This is a genomic window from Stenotrophomonas sp. TWI1409, from assembly GCF_039673015.1.
Classification (GTDB): domain Bacteria; phylum Pseudomonadota; class Gammaproteobacteria; order Xanthomonadales; family Xanthomonadaceae; genus Stenotrophomonas; species Stenotrophomonas maltophilia_A.
The window spans coordinates 1-14,862 of record NZ_JBDJKU010000019.1 but is presented as its reverse complement, the minus strand read 5'-3'; the positions used below and the strand labels follow the sequence as shown (position 1 = coordinate 14,862).

Sequence of the window (14,862 nt, the reverse complement as noted above, 5' to 3'; positions counted from 1 at the left end):
ACATGTGCATCCCACCTCCTTCACCGCACTGATGGGCCTCGTCCGCCAGGGAAGCACCTATCTCATCATCGGGCTCGTGCAGCTGCTGCTCGACTGGCTGGTGTTCGTCACCGCGACCGCGCTGGGCCTGCCGGTGGTGCCTGCCAACATTGCCGGTCGCCTGGTCGGGATGCTGCTGGGCTTCTGGCTCAACGGCCGTTACACCTTTGCCAACGCAGGTGACGCGCGCCTTGGCTGGCGTCGATTTTCACGCTTCTTCGGGCTGTGGCTGCTGCTCACCGCGACAAGCACGTTGCTGGTGAGCCTGGTCGACCACGCGCTGGGCCTGCAGTACACCTGGCTGGCCAAGCCGCTGGTGGAAGGCGGGCTGGCGTGCGTTTCCTTCCTGCTGATGCGCTACGTGGTCTACCGCTGATACGGCGCTGGGATCGGGATCGGGATCGGGATCGGTAGAGTCGACTGTTGGTCGACGGCTCTTCCATCAGACTGCGGAAATCCCGCGCTGCGCGCGATAGTCGACTGACAGTCGACTCAGCCCAGCCGACACTCTACCCCGCACAAACAAAAACGCCGGCACAGGGCCGGCGTTCTCGTGGATGCAGCGCGAGAAACCTCAGTGCTTGAGGTTCTTGCGCAGGCGCTCCAGGGCCTGCAGCTGGACGACGGCTTCGGCCAGCTTCTGCTGGGCTTCAGCCACTTCCATCGCCTCGCCGCGGTTGGCCAGGATGCGCTCGGCTTCTTCCTTGGCCTTGCGGACCGAGGCTTCGTCGATGTCCTGCGCGCGGATCGCGGTGTCGGCCAGCACGGTCACCACCTGCGGCTGCACTTCCAGGATGCCGCCGGATATGGCGAAATCCAGCTGCTCGCCGTTCGGCGTGGTCACCACCACCTTGCCCGGCTTCAGGCGGGTGATCAGCGGCGCGTGCTTGGGCGCGATGCCCAGTTCGCCCAGCTCACCGGTGGCCACGACCAGGGTCGCTTCGCCACGGAAGATTTCCTGCTCGGCGCTGACGATGTCGCAACGGATCGTGCTCATGCAAATCTCTTCGCTGTTCGCGGCGGCGCAATGCCACCGTGGGAGTCCACCGGCGCGGGCGGTTGCCCGGCGCCGGCGTCAGGTCGGGCAGGATCGCTCCCGCCCGTCCCGGATCAGGCCTTCTCGGCCATCTTCTTGGCCTTCTCGACCGCTTCTTCGATGCCGCCGACCATGTAGAACGCCTGCTCCGGCAGGTGGTCGTACTCGCCATCGACGATGGCCTTGAAGCCACGGATGGTGTCCTTCAGCGGCACGTACTTGCCCGGCGAACCGGTGAACACTTCGGCCACGTGGAACGGCTGGCTGAAGAAGCGCTCGATCTTACGGGCGCGCGACACGGCCTGCTTGTCCTCTTCGGACAGCTCGTCCATGCCCAGGATCGCGATGATGTCCTTCAGTTCCTTGTACTTCTGCAGGGTCTGCTGGACGCGCTGGGCGGTGTCGTAGTGCTCGTGGCCGATGACCAGCGGGTCCATCTGGCGGCTGGTGGAATCCAGCGGATCGACGGCCGGGTAGATACCCAGCGAGGCGATCGAACGCGACAGGGTGACGGTCGAGTCCAGGTGGGCGAAGGTGGTCGCCGGCGACGGGTCGGTCAGGTCGTCCGCGGGAACGTAGACGGCCTGGATCGAGGTGATCGAACCGTTCTTGGTCGAGGTGATGCGCTCCTGCAGAACGCCCATTTCCTCGGCCAGGGTCGGCTGGTAACCCACGGCGGACGGCATGCGGCCCAGCAGTGCCGACACTTCGGTACCGGCCAGGGTGTAGCGGTAGATGTTGTCGACGAACAGCAGGACGTCCTTGCCCTTGCCGTTTTCGTCCTTCTCGTCGCGGAAGTACTCGGCCATGGTCAGGCCGGTCAGGGCGACGCGCAGACGGTTGCCCGGCGGCTCGTTCATCTGGCCGTACACCATCGCCACCTTGTCGAGGACGTTGGAGTCCTTCATTTCGTGGTAGAAGTCGTTGCCCTCACGGGTACGCTCACCCACGCCGGCGAACACGGACAGACCGCTGTGCGCCTTGGCGATGTTGTTGATCAGCTCCATCATGTTGACGGTCTTGCCGACGCCGGCGCCGCCGAACAGGCCGACCTTGCCGCCCTTGGCGAACGGGCACATCAGGTCGATGACCTTGATGCCGGTTTCCAGCAGCTCGGTAGCCGGGGACTGGTCTTCGTACGACGGGGCCGCACGGTGGATTTCCCAGCTGTCGCTGGCGGCCACCGGGCCGGCTTCGTCGATCGGACGGCCCAGCACGTCCATGATGCGGCCCAGGGTGCCAGCGCCGACCGGCACCGAGATGCCGCGGTCGGTGTTGGTGGCAACCAGGTTGCGCTTCAGGCCGTCGGTGGAACCGAGGGCGATGGTACGCACCACGCCGTCGCCCAGCTGCTGCTGGACTTCGAGGGTGATTTCGGTGTTGTCGACCTTCAGTGCGTCGTACACCTTCGGCACCGACTCACGCGGGAATTCGACGTCGACGACCGCGCCGATGATCTGAACGATCTTGCCCTGACTCATTGCTGCATCCTCTAAATGTGTGCTTTGAACGAACGCGGTCAGACTGCTGCCGCGCCGCCGACGATTTCGGAGATTTCCTGGGTGATCGCTGCCTGGCGTGCCTTGTTGTAGACCAGCTGCAGCTCACCGATCAGCTTGTTGGCGTTGTCGCTCGCCGCCTTCATCGCGACCATGCGTGCGGCATGTTCGGAGGCAACGTTTTCCAGCAGCGCCTGGTACACCAGCGACTCGATGTAACGCGTCATCACGTGCTCCAGCACGGTCGCGGCATCGGGTTCGTACAGGTAATCCCAGTCGTGGTGAGCGACCTGCTTCTCAGCCGGCGGCAGCGGCAGCAGCTGATCGAAGCTGGCCTTCTGCGTCATGGTGTTCACGAAGCGGTTGTAGACCAGGTACACGCGGTCGATCTTGCCTTCGGTGAAGGCGTCGAGCATGACCTTGATCACACCGATCAGCGATTCCAGCTTCGGCACGTCGCCGATGTGGGTCACGCTGCCGACCATGTTGACCTTCACGCGGCGGAAGAAGGTCGATGCCTTCTGGCCGATGGTCACCAGGTCCACTTCCGCGCCCTTGTCCTGCCATGCCTTGGCTTCGCCCAGCATCCTGCGGAACAGGTTGTTGTTCAGGCCGCCGGCCAGGCCGCGATCGGAGGAGATCACGATGAAGCCGACCCGCTTGACCTGCTCGCGCTCGACCAGGAACGGATGCTGGTAGTCGGTGCTGGCCTGGGCCAGGTGACCGATCACCTGCTTCATCGCCTGCGCGTACGGACGCGAGGTCTTCATCCGATCCTGCGCCTTGCGGATCTTGGAGGCCGAGACCATTTCCAGGGCGCGCGTCACCTTGCGGGTGTTCTGCACGCTCTTGATCTTGGTTTTGATTTCGCGTCCGCTTGCCATCTCTTGTTTCCCGTGGCGCGGGGCTGCTGCCCCGCGTTGTTCAACCGTTTGTCATCTGGTCCAGCGGAGCCAGAGGCTCCGCTCTACAGGACCGCGATTACCAGCTGCCGGTGGTCTTGAACTCGGCGATGCCCTTCTTGAAGGCACCTTCGATGTCGTTGTCCCAACCGCCGGTGGCGTTGACCTTGCTGATCAGCTCGCCCTGGGTGTTGGCGAAGTGGGCGTGCAGGCCTTCTTCGAACGCCAGCAGCTTGTTGACCGGCACGTCGTCGAGGTAACCCTCGTTGACGGCGTAGATCGACAGCGCCTGGTTGGCGATCGACATCGGCGCGTACTGCTTCTGCTTCATCAGCTCGGTGACGCGCTGGCCACGCTCCAGCTGCTTGCGGGTGGCTTCGTCCAGGTCCGAGGCGAACTGCGCGAACGCAGCCAGCTCGCGGTACTGGGCCAGCGAGATACGGATGCCGCCCGACAGCTTCTTGATGATCTTGGTCTGGGCCGAGCCACCGACGCGCGACACCGAGATACCGGCGTTCACGGCCGGGCGGATGCCGGCGTTGAACAGGTCGGTTTCCAGGAAGATCTGGCCGTCGGTGATCGAGATCACGTTGGTCGGAACGAAGGCGGACACGTCGCCGGCCTGGGTTTCGATGATCGGCAGCGCGGTCAGCGAACCGGTCTTGCCGGTGACCTTGCCTTCGGTGAACTTCTCGACGTATTCCTCGGACACGCGGGCAGCGCGCTCGAGCAGACGGGAGTGCAGGTAGAACACGTCACCCGGGTAGGCTTCACGGCCCGGCGGGCGCTTCAGCAGCAGCGAGATCTGGCGGTAGGCGACGGCCTGCTTGGACAGATCGTCGTACACGATCAGCGCGTCTTCGCCGCGGTCCATGAAGTACTCACCCATGGTGCAGCCCGAGTAGGCGCTGATGTACTGCATGGCAGCCGATTCGGAAGCAGTCGCGGCCACCACGATGGTGTGGGCCAGCGCGCCGTTCTCTTCCAGCTTGCGCACGATGTTGGCGATGGTCGAAGCCTTCTGGCCGATCGCAACGTACACGCACTTGATGCCGGTGCCCTTCTGGTTGATCACCGCATCGATCGCCATCGCGGTCTTGCCGGTCTGGCGGTCACCGATGATCAGCTCGCGCTGGCCACGGCCGATCGGGATCATCGAGTCGACCGACTTGTAACCGGTCTGCACCGGCTGGTCGACCGACTTGCGCCAGATCACGCCCGGAGCAACGCGCTCCACCGGAGCGGTCAGGTCGGTGCCCAGCGGGCCCTTGCCGTCGATCGGCTCGCCCAGCGCGTTCACGACGCGGCCCAGCAGTTCCGGACCGACCGGCACTTCCAGGATGCGGCCGGTGGTCTTGGCGACGTCGCCTTCGCGCAGGTTTTCGTAGTCACCCAGGACCACGGCGCCGACCGAGTCGCGCTCCAGGTTCAGGGCCAGGGCGAAGGTGTTGTTCGGCAGTTCGATCATTTCGCCCTGCATCACGTCGGCCAGACCGAAGATGCGCACGATGCCGTCGGACACGCTGGTCACGGTGCCTTCGTTGCGCGATTCCGCGGCCAGCTTGACCTTCTCGATGCGGTTCTTGATCAGTTCGCTGATTTCGGAGGGGTTGAGCGTGGTTGCCATCGTCAAGTCCTAGTGCCGGCAGCGGGGCCGGACGTTAAATGAATTCAGTTAGCGAGCGCGGTCTGCAGACGGGCCAGCTTGCCCTTCAGCGAACCATCGATGACCACGTCGCCGGCGTCGATCACGGCGCCGCCGATCAGCGAAGCATCGACCGCGGTGGTCACGTCGACCTCGCGGTTGAAGCGCTTGCGCAGCGCAACCTTGATCGCGTCCAGCTCTCCGGCCGACAGCTCGGAAGCCGAGGTCACCGTGGCCTTGACCACGTGCTCGGCTTCGGCGCGCAGGGCGTCGAACATGCCGGAGATTTCCGGCAGCAGCGGCAGACGATGCGATTCGGCCAGGATGGCCAGGAAGCGCGAGTAGGTCTCGCCGTGGGACACCGGCGCCAGCAGGGCGACGGCGTCGTCACGACCCAGCTCCGGGTTGGCGAGCAGGGCCGCCACGCGCGGATCGGCGGCGACGTGGGCGGAGAACGCCAGGGCGTCCGACCACGGCGCGAACGCGCCTTCGTCGCGCGCGGTCGCGAACGCGGCGCGGGCGTACGGGCGGGCAAGCGTGAGGGCCTGGCTCATCCTTAGATCTCCGAGGCCAGCTCGTCGAGCAGCGCCTTGTGGGCGTTGGCGTCGATTTCGCGCTTGAGCAGCTTTTCGGCACCGGTCACGGCCAGCGCAGACACCTGCTTGCGCAGATCTTCACGGGCACGGTTGGCGGCGGCGTCGATTTCAGCCTGGGCCAGTTCCTTCTGACGGGTGGCTTCGGTGATCGCTTCGTTACGGGCAGCATCAACGATCTGGTTGGCACGTGCGTGGGCCTGATCGATGATCTCGTTGGCCTTGGTACGTGCTTCCTTCAGCGCTTCGTTGACCTTCTCCTGCGCCTGGGCCAGATCTTTCTGGCTGCGGTCGGCAGCAGCGAGGCCTTCAGCAATCTTCTGCTGGCGCTCTTCGATCGCGTTCATCAGCGGCGGCCAGATCTTGGTCGCGATGATCCAGATCAGACCAGCGAAGGCCAGCGCCTGCGCAAGAAGGGTGAAATTGATATTCATGGTTAGCTCGATCGCTGGTTTCGGGGTGGACGCGCCGCCGTAGCGGCGCATCCGGCCTTCATCCGAAACCGGGTGCATCAGCACCCGGTCGTCTCAAACCGCTGTATCAGCCGGCCAGAGCCTTGGTGACGGCGCCAGCGAAGGCAGCCGACAGCGGGTTGGCGAAGGCCAGCAGCAGGCCGACGGCGACCGAGATGATGAACGCGGCGTCGATCAGGCCGGCGGTGATGAACATGCGGACCTGCAGGACCGGGATCAGTTCCGGCTGGCGGGCGGCCGACTCCAGGAACTTACCAGCCATGATGGCCAGACCCAGACCGGCGCCCAGCGCGGCCAGGCCGATCATGATGCCGACGGCAAGGGCGGTGGAGCTCTGAATCTGCGCGAAGTTGGTCAGGACGGCGAAGTACATGGTTATCTCCAGGAACTTAAGTTGCTAAGGGTGATGAAACGGATGAAGGTTGAAACGCGTTGAAGCTTGAAACTCAGTGAGCGTCTTCCGACAGGCTCAGGTACACGATCGACAGCATCATGAAGATGAAGGCCTGCAGCGGGATCACCAGCAGGTGGAACAGCATCCAGCCGAGGCCGAACACACCACCGGCAATGGCACCGAAGAAACCGGCACCACCCAGCACCCAGATCAGCAGGAACACGATTTCGCCGCCGAACATGTTGCCGAACAGTCGCATCGCCAGCGAGATCGGCTTGCTCAGCCACTCGACGATGTTGAGGATCAGGTTGAACGGCATCATCCACTTGCCGAACGGCGCCGTCAGGAATTCCTTGATGAAGCCGCCCAGGCCCTTGGACTTGAGCGCGAAGAACAGCATCAGGAAGAACACGCTGATGGCCATGCCCAGGGTGGCATTGACGTCAGCGGTCGGGACCGGCTTCCAGTAGTGCACGCCCACCCATTCCAGCGGCTTGGCGATGAAATCGGCCGGGATCATCTTCAGCAGATTCATCAACAGGATCCAGAAGAAGATCGTGATGGCGATCGGCGTGACCAGCTTGCTCTTGCCGTGGTAGGTGTCCTTGGCCTGGCGGTCGACGAACTCCAGGCAGATCTCGACGAAGGCCTGCCACTTGCCCGGCACGCCGGCGGTGGCCTTGCGGGTGCCCAGCCAGAACGCGACAACGATCACCAGGCCCATCAGGACCGCGGTGAGGAAGGTATCGACGTGGATATGCCAGAACATACCCTCACCCTTGCCGACCGGCGCGGTCAGGTTGTGCAGGTGATGCTGGATGTAGCTGGTAGGGGTTAGAGCCTCGCCCGCCATGTGTCCGGAACCTTCAGTTAATTGAATTCTGTCAACGCCTGGCCATCGCCAGGACCTGGAACATCAAGCCGACGGCGATACCGGCCAACAGCGCCAATGCAGGCAGCTTGAAGACCAGGAACCCCACCAGCAGGACGCCGAAAACCACCACCCACTTGGCCACGATCGCAATGATCAGGCGAGCCATCGCCGATCCTGCGGCCAGTGCCCCACCGCCCAGTGCCATCCGTGCCGCCACCCAGCCACCGGCCGAAATGGCCACACCGGACGCCAGCGCGCCGAGGGCATATTTCGGACCTACCAGCAGGAAGGCCAGGGCCAGGACAGCCACTGCGGCCAGCGGGTAGACCGCGGCGCGCAGCATCAGTCGCCGACCCGCATCAACGGAGTTCAGCACAGGACGTCCCGCGTGGTTGCAAGTGGAGGGCTGAGGCGACTACAGCAGGGGGGCCTCATCGAGCCGCCAAATTATAGCAATGGGACAATTTGCGAGACAACCGCTCCCTGTTCATCCCGGGAGGCCGCAAGTTGCGGTAACGGTTACATTTTTGCGTGCCACCCAGGGGACAATGACGTCCGTATGATGTTGCAGCGCAGTATTGAACTTTGGTCGCAGGCCGCGGAACTTTCACCGAATGCGCCGGTCCGATCTTTCGACCTGCCTGCAGCAACCTCGTCGACGCTCCGCCCCGCAGGTCCCACGATGGCCCCGAAGCCCGGCTCCGGGGCCATCTTTTTGCATCGTCGCGACAGCGCTGAACCGTGCACACTTCGTGGACCATACGTTCACGGATGGTGGACGGGCCTGTCCGGCACAGTGGTCTTCATTCTGATGAACCACTGCAAGGACTCTTCGATGCGCCCCGTACCCACCCTTCTCGCCCTCTCCCTGCTCGCCGCCGGCGCTTCGTTCGCCACTGCCGCCCACGCCGCTGAAGGCGACGACCGCTTCGCCCTGCGCCTGGGTGCGATGAACATCGACTCGGACAACACCCTTCGCGGCAAGACCAACGTCGCCGGCCAGGACATCGGCTTCTCCGAGGACTTCAAGCTGGGTGGCAAGGAGTGGGAACCGCGCATCGACGGCATGTTCCGCATCAGCAACCGCCAGCGCCTGCTGTTCAACTACTTCAAGTACGACAAGGACCGCCGCGAGACCCTTGGCCAGGACATCTCCTTCGGTGACGTCAACGTGCCGTCTGGCAGCTTCGTCAAGGGCGAACTGAAGTACCAGGTCGCCAGCCTGGTCTATGACTACTCGGTGGTGGACACCGATACCTTCGACCTCGGCCTGCAGCTGGGTGCCGAGTACGCCAAGGTCAGCACCAAGGCCTACGCCGATCTGGGTACCGTCTACGAAGGCCAGTTCCTCAATGAGAAGACGGACGGCGTGGCGCCGGTGGTCGGTGCGCGCCTGAGCTTCACCCCGTCGGAAAAGTGGATGATCACGCTGCAGGGCCAGTACCTCAACACGCGCTGGGGCAGCTTCGATGACTACAAGGGCGACCTGAGCCGCGCCAACGCCATCGTCGATTACCGCTTCACGAAGAACTTCGGTGTGTTCGCTGGCTACGACTGGTTCAAGCTCGACGCGGACAAGAAGGGCAGCGACGGCACCATCGGCCTGAAGCAGGAATTCAAGGGCCCGGTGGCCGGCGTCAGCTTCGTGTTCTGATCCCCCGCCCCTTCCACGGCACACTCTCTCCTGGCGCGGCCTCCGGAACATCGGGGCCGCGCTTTTTCTTTGCATCGTCGAGCAGAGAAGCAGGTTGGTCGAGCGCTGGGGGAAGAGGGGCTTGTGTGCGAATGTCCCCCGGCACCGGCCTGCGGCCGTCACCTCCTCCTTTACTTCGCACGCAAGCCCCTCTACCCCCGCGTGTCAGGCATCCAGGCGGGCCAAGCTGTGGCTCTCGACTATCCGCAAGCCGAGCCGCTGCGCGGGTGGCAGGCGCTTGGACAAAGTAAAGGAGGAGGCGACCGCCGCAGGCGGACGACGGGGGACATTTGTCCAGACGCCTGCCACCCGCGCAGCGGCCCCACCGCTCGCAAAAATCCGGAGCGGAGAAACAAAAAACCCCAGCAGATGCCGAGGCTTCTCGTTCGCGAAGGCGCGGGCGCCTTACTTCTTCTTCGGCATGTACAGATCGGTGATCGTGCCGTCGTAGATTTCCGAGGCCATCGCCACCGACTCGCTCAGCGTCGGGTGAGCATGGATGGTGTGGCCGATGTCTTCCGCCTCCGCACCCATCTCGATGGCCAGGCCGATCTCGGCCAGCAGGTCACCGGCGTGCACGCCGACGATCGCACCACCGATGATGCGGTGGGTCTCTTCGTCGAAGATCAGCTTGGTGAAGCCCTCGGTGCGGCCGATGCCGATCGCGCGGCCACTGGCGGCCCACGGGAACTTGGCCACGCCGACCTTCAGGCCCTTGGCCTTGGCTTCGGTCTCGGTCACGCCGACCCAGGCGATTTCCGGGTTGGTGTAGGCCACCGACGGAATCACGCGGGCCACCCACTCCTTCTTGTGGCCGGCAGCCACTTCGGCAGCCAGCTTGCCCTCGTGCGTGGCCTTATGGGCCAGCATCGGGTTGCCGACGATGTCGCCGATGGCAAAGATGTGCGGCACGTTGGTGCGCATCTGGCGGTCGACCGGAATGAAGCCGCGGTCGGTGACCTGCACGCCGGCCTTCTCGGCATCGATCTTCTTGCCGTTCGGCGAGCGGCCCACGGCCACCAGCACGCGGTCGAAGGTGCCCTGCGCCAGAGCCGGCGACTGGCCTTCCTCGGCGGCGTCGAAGGTCACGGTGATGCCCTTGGCATCGGCGGTGACGCCCGAGGCCTTGGTCTTCAGGTGCACTTCGATGCCCTGCTTCTTCAGGCGGTCAGCCAGCGGCTTGACCAGGTCCTTGTCGGCGCCCGGCATCAGCTGGTCCATGAACTCGACCACGGTCACCTTGCTGCCCAGCGCACCGTACACGGTAGCCATTTCCAGGCCGATGATGCCGCCACCGACAACCAGCAGCGAGCCCGGCACTTCGGCCAGCTCCAGCGCGTCGGTGGAATCCATCACGCGCTTGTCGTCCCACGGGAAGTTCGGCAGCTTCACCGCCTGCGAACCGGCAGCGATGATGCACTTCTGGAAGCGCAGCAGCTGGGTGCTGCCGTCAGCGGCAGTGATTTCCAGCTCGTTGGCCGAAACGAATTTGCCAACGCCCTGCACGCTGCGGACCTTGCGCTGCTTGGCCATGCCGGCCAGGCCCTTGGTCAGCTGGTTGACGACCTTTTCCTTGTACTCGCGCAGCTTGTCCAGGGTAATGGTCGGCTTGCCGAACTCGACGCCGAAATCACCGGCGTGGGCCACTTCGTCGATGACCGCTGCAGCGTGCAGCAGCGCCTTGGACGGAATGCAGCCCACGTTGAGGCAGACGCCGCCGAGGCTGGCGTAGCGCTCGACCAGCACCGTATCCAGGCCGACGTCGGCGGCGCGGAAAGCGGCGGTGTAGCCGCCCGGGCCAGAGCCCAGCACGACCATTTCGCATTCGATGTCGGCAGGCTTGCCGCTGGACAGCGCCGGCTTCGGCGCAGCCGGTTCAGCCGGGGCGCGGTGCGACGGGGTCACCGGCGGCTTGCTGGCCGGAGCGGCCGCTGCCGGGGCCGGCGCGGCGGCCTTGGCCGGGACTTCGGCGGCACCTTCGGCGTCCAGCACCACGACCACGGCGCCTTCGGACAGGGTGTCGCCCAGCTTGACCTTGATTTCCTTGACCACGCCGGCAGCCGAGGACGGCACTTCCAGGGTGGCCTTGTCCGATTCCAGGGTCACCAGACCCTGATCCTTCTTCACCGTGTCGCCGACGGCGACCAACACTTCGATCACCGGCACATCGCTGTAATCGCCGATGTCGGGAACCTTGACTTCAATCGTGGCCATGGTGGGTTTTCCTCGTGCCCGCGCGGCGGTACCGGCGGGCTGTCACTGCATCTGTTCACGCGGCCGCGCCAGGGGCGGCGGCCGCACGGTGGGGGCGAAGCGGTGCCTTACAGCAGCACGCGGCGCATGTCGGCCAGTACCTGCGACAGGTACGTGGTGAAGCGTGCGGCCAGGGCGCCATCGATGACGCGGTGGTCGTAGCTCAGCGACAGCGGCAGCATCAGCTTCGGTGCGAATTCCTTGCCGTTCCAGACCGGCTGGATGGACGACTTGGAGACGCCGAGGATGGCCACTTCCGGTGCATTGACGATCGGGGTGAACGCGGTGCCGCCGATGCCGCCCAGCGAGCTGATCGAGAAGCAGCCGCCACTCATGTCGGCCGGGCCGAGCTTGCCGTCGCGCGCCTTCTTGGCCAGTTCGCCGGTTTCCTGCGCGATCTGCACCACGCCCTTCTTGTCCACGTCGCGGATGACCGGCACGACCAGGCCGTTCGGCGTGTCGGCGGCAAAGCCGATGTGGAAGTACTTCTTCAGGGTCAGGTTTTCACCGCTGGCATCGAGCGAGGCGTTGAACTCCGGGAACTTCTTCAGCGCCGCGGCGCTGGCCTTGATCAGGAAGGCGAGCATGGTCAGCTTGATGCCGGCCTTCTCGTTTTCCTTGTTCAGCGCCACGCGCAGGCCTTCCAGGTCGGTAATGTCGGCCTGTTCGAACTGGGTGACGTGCGGGATCATGGCCCAGTTGCGGGCCAGGTTCGCACCCGAGATCTTCTTGATGCGCGACAGCGGCTGGACTTCGGTCTCGCCGAACTTGCTGAAGTCGACCTTCGGCCACGGCAGCAGGTTCAGGCCACCACCGGCAGCAACAGCAGCACCGCCGGCAGCCGGCACGCCACCGCTGAGTGCGGCCTTGACGAACTTCTGCACGTCACCCTTGGTGATGCGGCCACCCTTCTCGGTGCCGTTGATCTGCAGCAGGTCCACGCCCAGTTCGCGGGCGAACACACGCACCGCCGGGGTGGCATACGGCACCTTGGCCGGCAGCACGCCATCGGCGTTGAACTGCACCGGCGGGCTGGACGGGGTACCGGCCGAGGCGACCTCGCGGGCCGCCAGCTTGTCCGGCTGCGCCGGCACAGCGACCGGCTCGACCTTGGTGGCGGTCTCGGCGGCAGCCGGAGCGGCAGCAGCGGCTGCCTTGGTCGGCGCCGGCGCGGCAGCGCCCTCGGCCTCGATGATGGCGACCACATTGCCCTGCGACAGAGTGTCGCCGACCTTGACCTTCAGTTCCTTGACCACGCCAGCCACCGACGACGGCACTTCCATGGTGGCCTTGTCGCTTTCCAGCGTGACCAGGCCCTGGTCCTTCTTGACCGTGTCGCCGACGGCGACCAGCACTTCGATGACCGGAATGCCGGAATAGTCGCCGATATCCGGCACCAGCGCTTCAACCGCACCACCGCTGGCAGCCGGAGCGGCCGGCGCAGCTGCGGCCGGGGCCGGCGTGCTCTGGGTGGCAGCGGCCGGCGCTGCGGCCTTGGCCGGTGCCGGGGCGGCAGCGGCCGGCTTGGCAGCCTCGCCTTCAGCCACTTCGATCAGCGCCACGACCTTGCCCTCGGACAGGGTGTCACCGACCTTGACCTTGATCTCCTTGACCACGCCGGCGACGGCCGACGGCACTTCCATGGTCGCCTTGTCGCTTTCCAGCGTCACCAGGCCCTGGTCCTTCTTGACCGTGTCGCCGACGGCGACAAGCACCTCGATTACCGGGATATCGCTGTAGTCACCGATATCGGGGACAAGTGCTTCCTTGATTTCGGCCATGGGGATAACTCCGGCAATCTGGTGTAGGGAAACGTCTATTGTGCGGCCAGCGGGGGCCAGCGCCAACCGTTACAGGTGTTTTCAGTACTCACGCAGCCGGGACACGCTGTTGCTCATGGGTTGCGGCCGCGACCAGTCGGTAGCGTATTGTCCGGACGATGTCCGCTTCATGTCGCCAGTGCGTCGGCTACCGGCTGCCAGGCCTGGCGCAGCCGCGGCAGTGACCAGGCCGCGTTGGCCGGGCTGGTGGACGGCAGCGCCAGCAGCCTTGGCGGCGCCTCCAGGCCGGGCAGCACCCAACGCTGGAATGCCTTCAGCGATGCCGCACCGTTGCAGCCGATCAGCTCCAGCTCAGGAAGCGAAGCGATCAATGCCGGCAGCGCATTGGGTACTTCCGTGCCACGCACGATGTCGGCATCCAGGCTGCCACGCCGCTCGCACTGACCGATCACATCCCACAGACCCACACCGGCTGCCTGCAGTGCGCGCAGCCGTTGCGGGTACGCCAGGGCCACATCGAAGCCACAGATATCGGCCAGCACAGGCCAGAAGCGATTGCGCGGATGCGCGTAGTAGCGCTGCTCCTGCAATGACGCAACGCCGGGCATCGAACCCAGCAGCAGCACCCTGCAATCCGCCTTCACCTGCGCTTGCAGGCCGATGCACACCGTTGCTTCGCTCACATCTTCTCCAACTGCATGAATGTCGCCGAAGGCCGAAAAGCCCATGAAAACAGGCTTTTCGCTCCAGTCGCTGAACAAGGGAAACTATTTTTTAACGTGCGTCGGATTCGATTCATGTTGGGGCGACTACGGTGTGCTCGCCCCGCAACCGGGGGCCCAAAACAAGAAACATTAGGAGATACCCCCATGCGCTCCATCCGTATCCTGAGTCTCGCCCTGCTGACCTCCGCCGCCTTCGCGCCGGCCGCTTTCGCCCAGGACAGCAGCAGCACCGACACCGCTTCGGGCAAGCATTTTGCCGTTGTTGGCGGCATCTCGCTGCTGGAACCGAAGAACGACCCGATCACCGGCGTCAAGAAGACCGATGGTGGCCCGGCGCCGACCGTCAGCTTCAGCTACTACATCAACGACAACTGGGCCGTTGAACTGTGGGGCGCTGCCGACAAGTTCGACAACAAGTTCAAGGGCCCGAACAACGCCCGCCTGGGCTCGGTCGAGCAGCAGCCGATCGCGCTGAGCGGCCAGTACCACTTCGGTCAGGCTGACAACGTGTTCCGTCCGTTCGTGGGCGTGGGCTACTACCAGTCGAGCTTCAGCAACGAGAAGCTGGGCAACGGCGCTGACACCGACATCCGCTTCAAGGATGCCAAGGGCGTGATCGGCACCGTCGGCGTGGACATGAACATCAACTCCACCTGGTTCGCCCGTGCTGACGCCCGCTACATGCGCGCCCGCCCGGACGTGAAGGTTGGCGGCGAGAAGATCGGCGAAGCCAAGATGGATCCGTGGACCGTCGGCTTCGGCATCGGCGCCCGCTTCTGATCCAGGCTGCAACTGCTTCACTGATGTAACGCGACGGGCCCTTCGGGGCCCGTCGTCGTTTCCGTCACCCGCGTTCTGTAGAGTCGAGATCCTATGTTCGTGGTCAAGCCTGCTGGAAGCAGGCTTGACCCACCTTCAGCATGGCCGGATCGAAGTCCCGGCCGCTTTTGAAGAC

General features: G+C 64.6%; 15 protein-coding genes. 3 read left to right on the top strand and 12 right to left on the bottom strand.

The genetic code is table 11. The annotated features are described in order from the left end of the window. The first annotated feature begins 31 nt into the window (after window positions 1–31). The gene (locus tag ABE423_RS08320; protein WP_346485705.1) at window positions 32–415 is read left to right on the top strand and encodes a GtrA family protein; all 384 of its coding nucleotides are present in this window, start codon (window positions 32–34) and stop codon (window positions 413–415) included. Window positions 416–613: 198 nt separating this feature from the next. On the opposite strand, the gene ABE423_RS08315 is transcribed toward ABE423_RS08320, so the two are convergent. The 9 genes from ABE423_RS08315 to ABE423_RS08275 form a co-directional block, all read right to left on the bottom strand. Continuing rightward, window positions 614–1,036, bottom strand: a complete 423-nt coding sequence (locus ABE423_RS08315; RefSeq protein WP_005419509.1) for a F0F1 ATP synthase subunit epsilon — start codon at window positions 1,034–1,036, stop codon at window positions 614–616. A 113-nt stretch (window positions 1,037–1,149) separates the two neighbouring features. Next, the gene (gene atpD, locus ABE423_RS08310; RefSeq protein ID WP_032129045.1) at window positions 1,150–2,556 is read right to left on the bottom strand and encodes a F0F1 ATP synthase subunit beta; all 1,407 of its coding nucleotides are present in this window, start codon (window positions 2,554–2,556) and stop codon (window positions 1,150–1,152) included. A gap of 38 nt (window positions 2,557–2,594) precedes the next feature. Continuing rightward, window positions 2,595–3,458, bottom strand: a complete 864-nt coding sequence (gene atpG, locus ABE423_RS08305) for a F0F1 ATP synthase subunit gamma (protein ID WP_346485703.1) — start codon at window positions 3,456–3,458, stop codon at window positions 2,595–2,597. A gap of 97 nt (window positions 3,459–3,555) precedes the next feature. Further along, window positions 3,556–5,103 (bottom strand): F0F1 ATP synthase subunit alpha, encoded by a 1,548-nt coding sequence (gene atpA / locus ABE423_RS08300; protein WP_014038567.1) that lies wholly within the window; start codon window positions 5,101–5,103, stop codon window positions 3,556–3,558. Window positions 5,104–5,147: 44 nt separating this feature from the next. After that, the gene (locus ABE423_RS08295) at window positions 5,148–5,675 is read right to left on the bottom strand and encodes a F0F1 ATP synthase subunit delta (protein ID WP_032129048.1); all 528 of its coding nucleotides are present in this window, start codon (window positions 5,673–5,675) and stop codon (window positions 5,148–5,150) included. A gap of 2 nt (window positions 5,676–5,677) precedes the next feature. Further along, window positions 5,678–6,148 (bottom strand): F0F1 ATP synthase subunit B, encoded by a 471-nt coding sequence (locus ABE423_RS08290; protein ID WP_005419512.1) that lies wholly within the window; start codon window positions 6,146–6,148, stop codon window positions 5,678–5,680. Window positions 6,149–6,254: 106 nt separating this feature from the next. Then, window positions 6,255–6,560 (bottom strand): F0F1 ATP synthase subunit C, encoded by a 306-nt coding sequence (gene atpE, locus ABE423_RS08285; protein WP_005411133.1) that lies wholly within the window; start codon window positions 6,558–6,560, stop codon window positions 6,255–6,257. 73 nt (window positions 6,561–6,633) lie between these two features. Next, a complete protein-coding gene (gene atpB, locus ABE423_RS08280; RefSeq protein ID WP_010481316.1) occupies window positions 6,634–7,434 on the bottom strand; it encodes a F0F1 ATP synthase subunit A in 801 nt (266 codons plus the stop codon). A gap of 31 nt (window positions 7,435–7,465) precedes the next feature. After that, on the bottom strand, window positions 7,466–7,831 hold the full coding sequence (locus ABE423_RS08275) for a hypothetical protein (protein ID WP_006394654.1): 366 nt from the start codon (window positions 7,829–7,831) through the stop codon (window positions 7,466–7,468). 459 nt (window positions 7,832–8,290) lie between these two features. Between ABE423_RS08275 and ABE423_RS08270 the strand changes: the two genes are divergently transcribed. After that, window positions 8,291–9,109, top strand: a complete 819-nt coding sequence (locus ABE423_RS08270; RefSeq protein WP_010481314.1) for a hypothetical protein — start codon at window positions 8,291–8,293, stop codon at window positions 9,107–9,109. Window positions 9,110–9,553: 444 nt separating this feature from the next. Here the strand turns inward: ABE423_RS08270 and lpdA are convergent, their stop codons facing one another. The 3 genes from lpdA to ABE423_RS08255 form a co-directional block, all read right to left on the bottom strand. Then, on the bottom strand, window positions 9,554–11,362 hold the full coding sequence (gene lpdA / locus ABE423_RS08265; protein ID WP_125893388.1) for a dihydrolipoyl dehydrogenase: 1,809 nt from the start codon (window positions 11,360–11,362) through the stop codon (window positions 9,554–9,556). A gap of 107 nt (window positions 11,363–11,469) precedes the next feature. Continuing rightward, a complete protein-coding gene (aceF, locus tag ABE423_RS08260; RefSeq protein ID WP_049399181.1) occupies window positions 11,470–13,182 on the bottom strand; it encodes a dihydrolipoyllysine-residue acetyltransferase in 1,713 nt (570 codons plus the stop codon). Window positions 13,183–13,349: 167 nt separating this feature from the next. Next, window positions 13,350–13,865 carry a DNA-deoxyinosine glycosylase gene (locus ABE423_RS08255; RefSeq protein WP_049460894.1) on the bottom strand — a complete coding sequence of 172 codons (516 nt, stop codon included), beginning with the start codon at window positions 13,863–13,865 and terminating at the stop codon, window positions 13,350–13,352. 186 nt (window positions 13,866–14,051) lie between these two features. On the opposite strand from ABE423_RS08255, the gene ABE423_RS08250 reads away from it, so the two are divergent. Further along, on the top strand, window positions 14,052–14,687 hold the full coding sequence (locus ABE423_RS08250) for an OmpW family outer membrane protein (RefSeq protein WP_032129052.1): 636 nt from the start codon (window positions 14,052–14,054) through the stop codon (window positions 14,685–14,687). Window positions 14,688–14,862 lie beyond the last annotated feature (175 nt).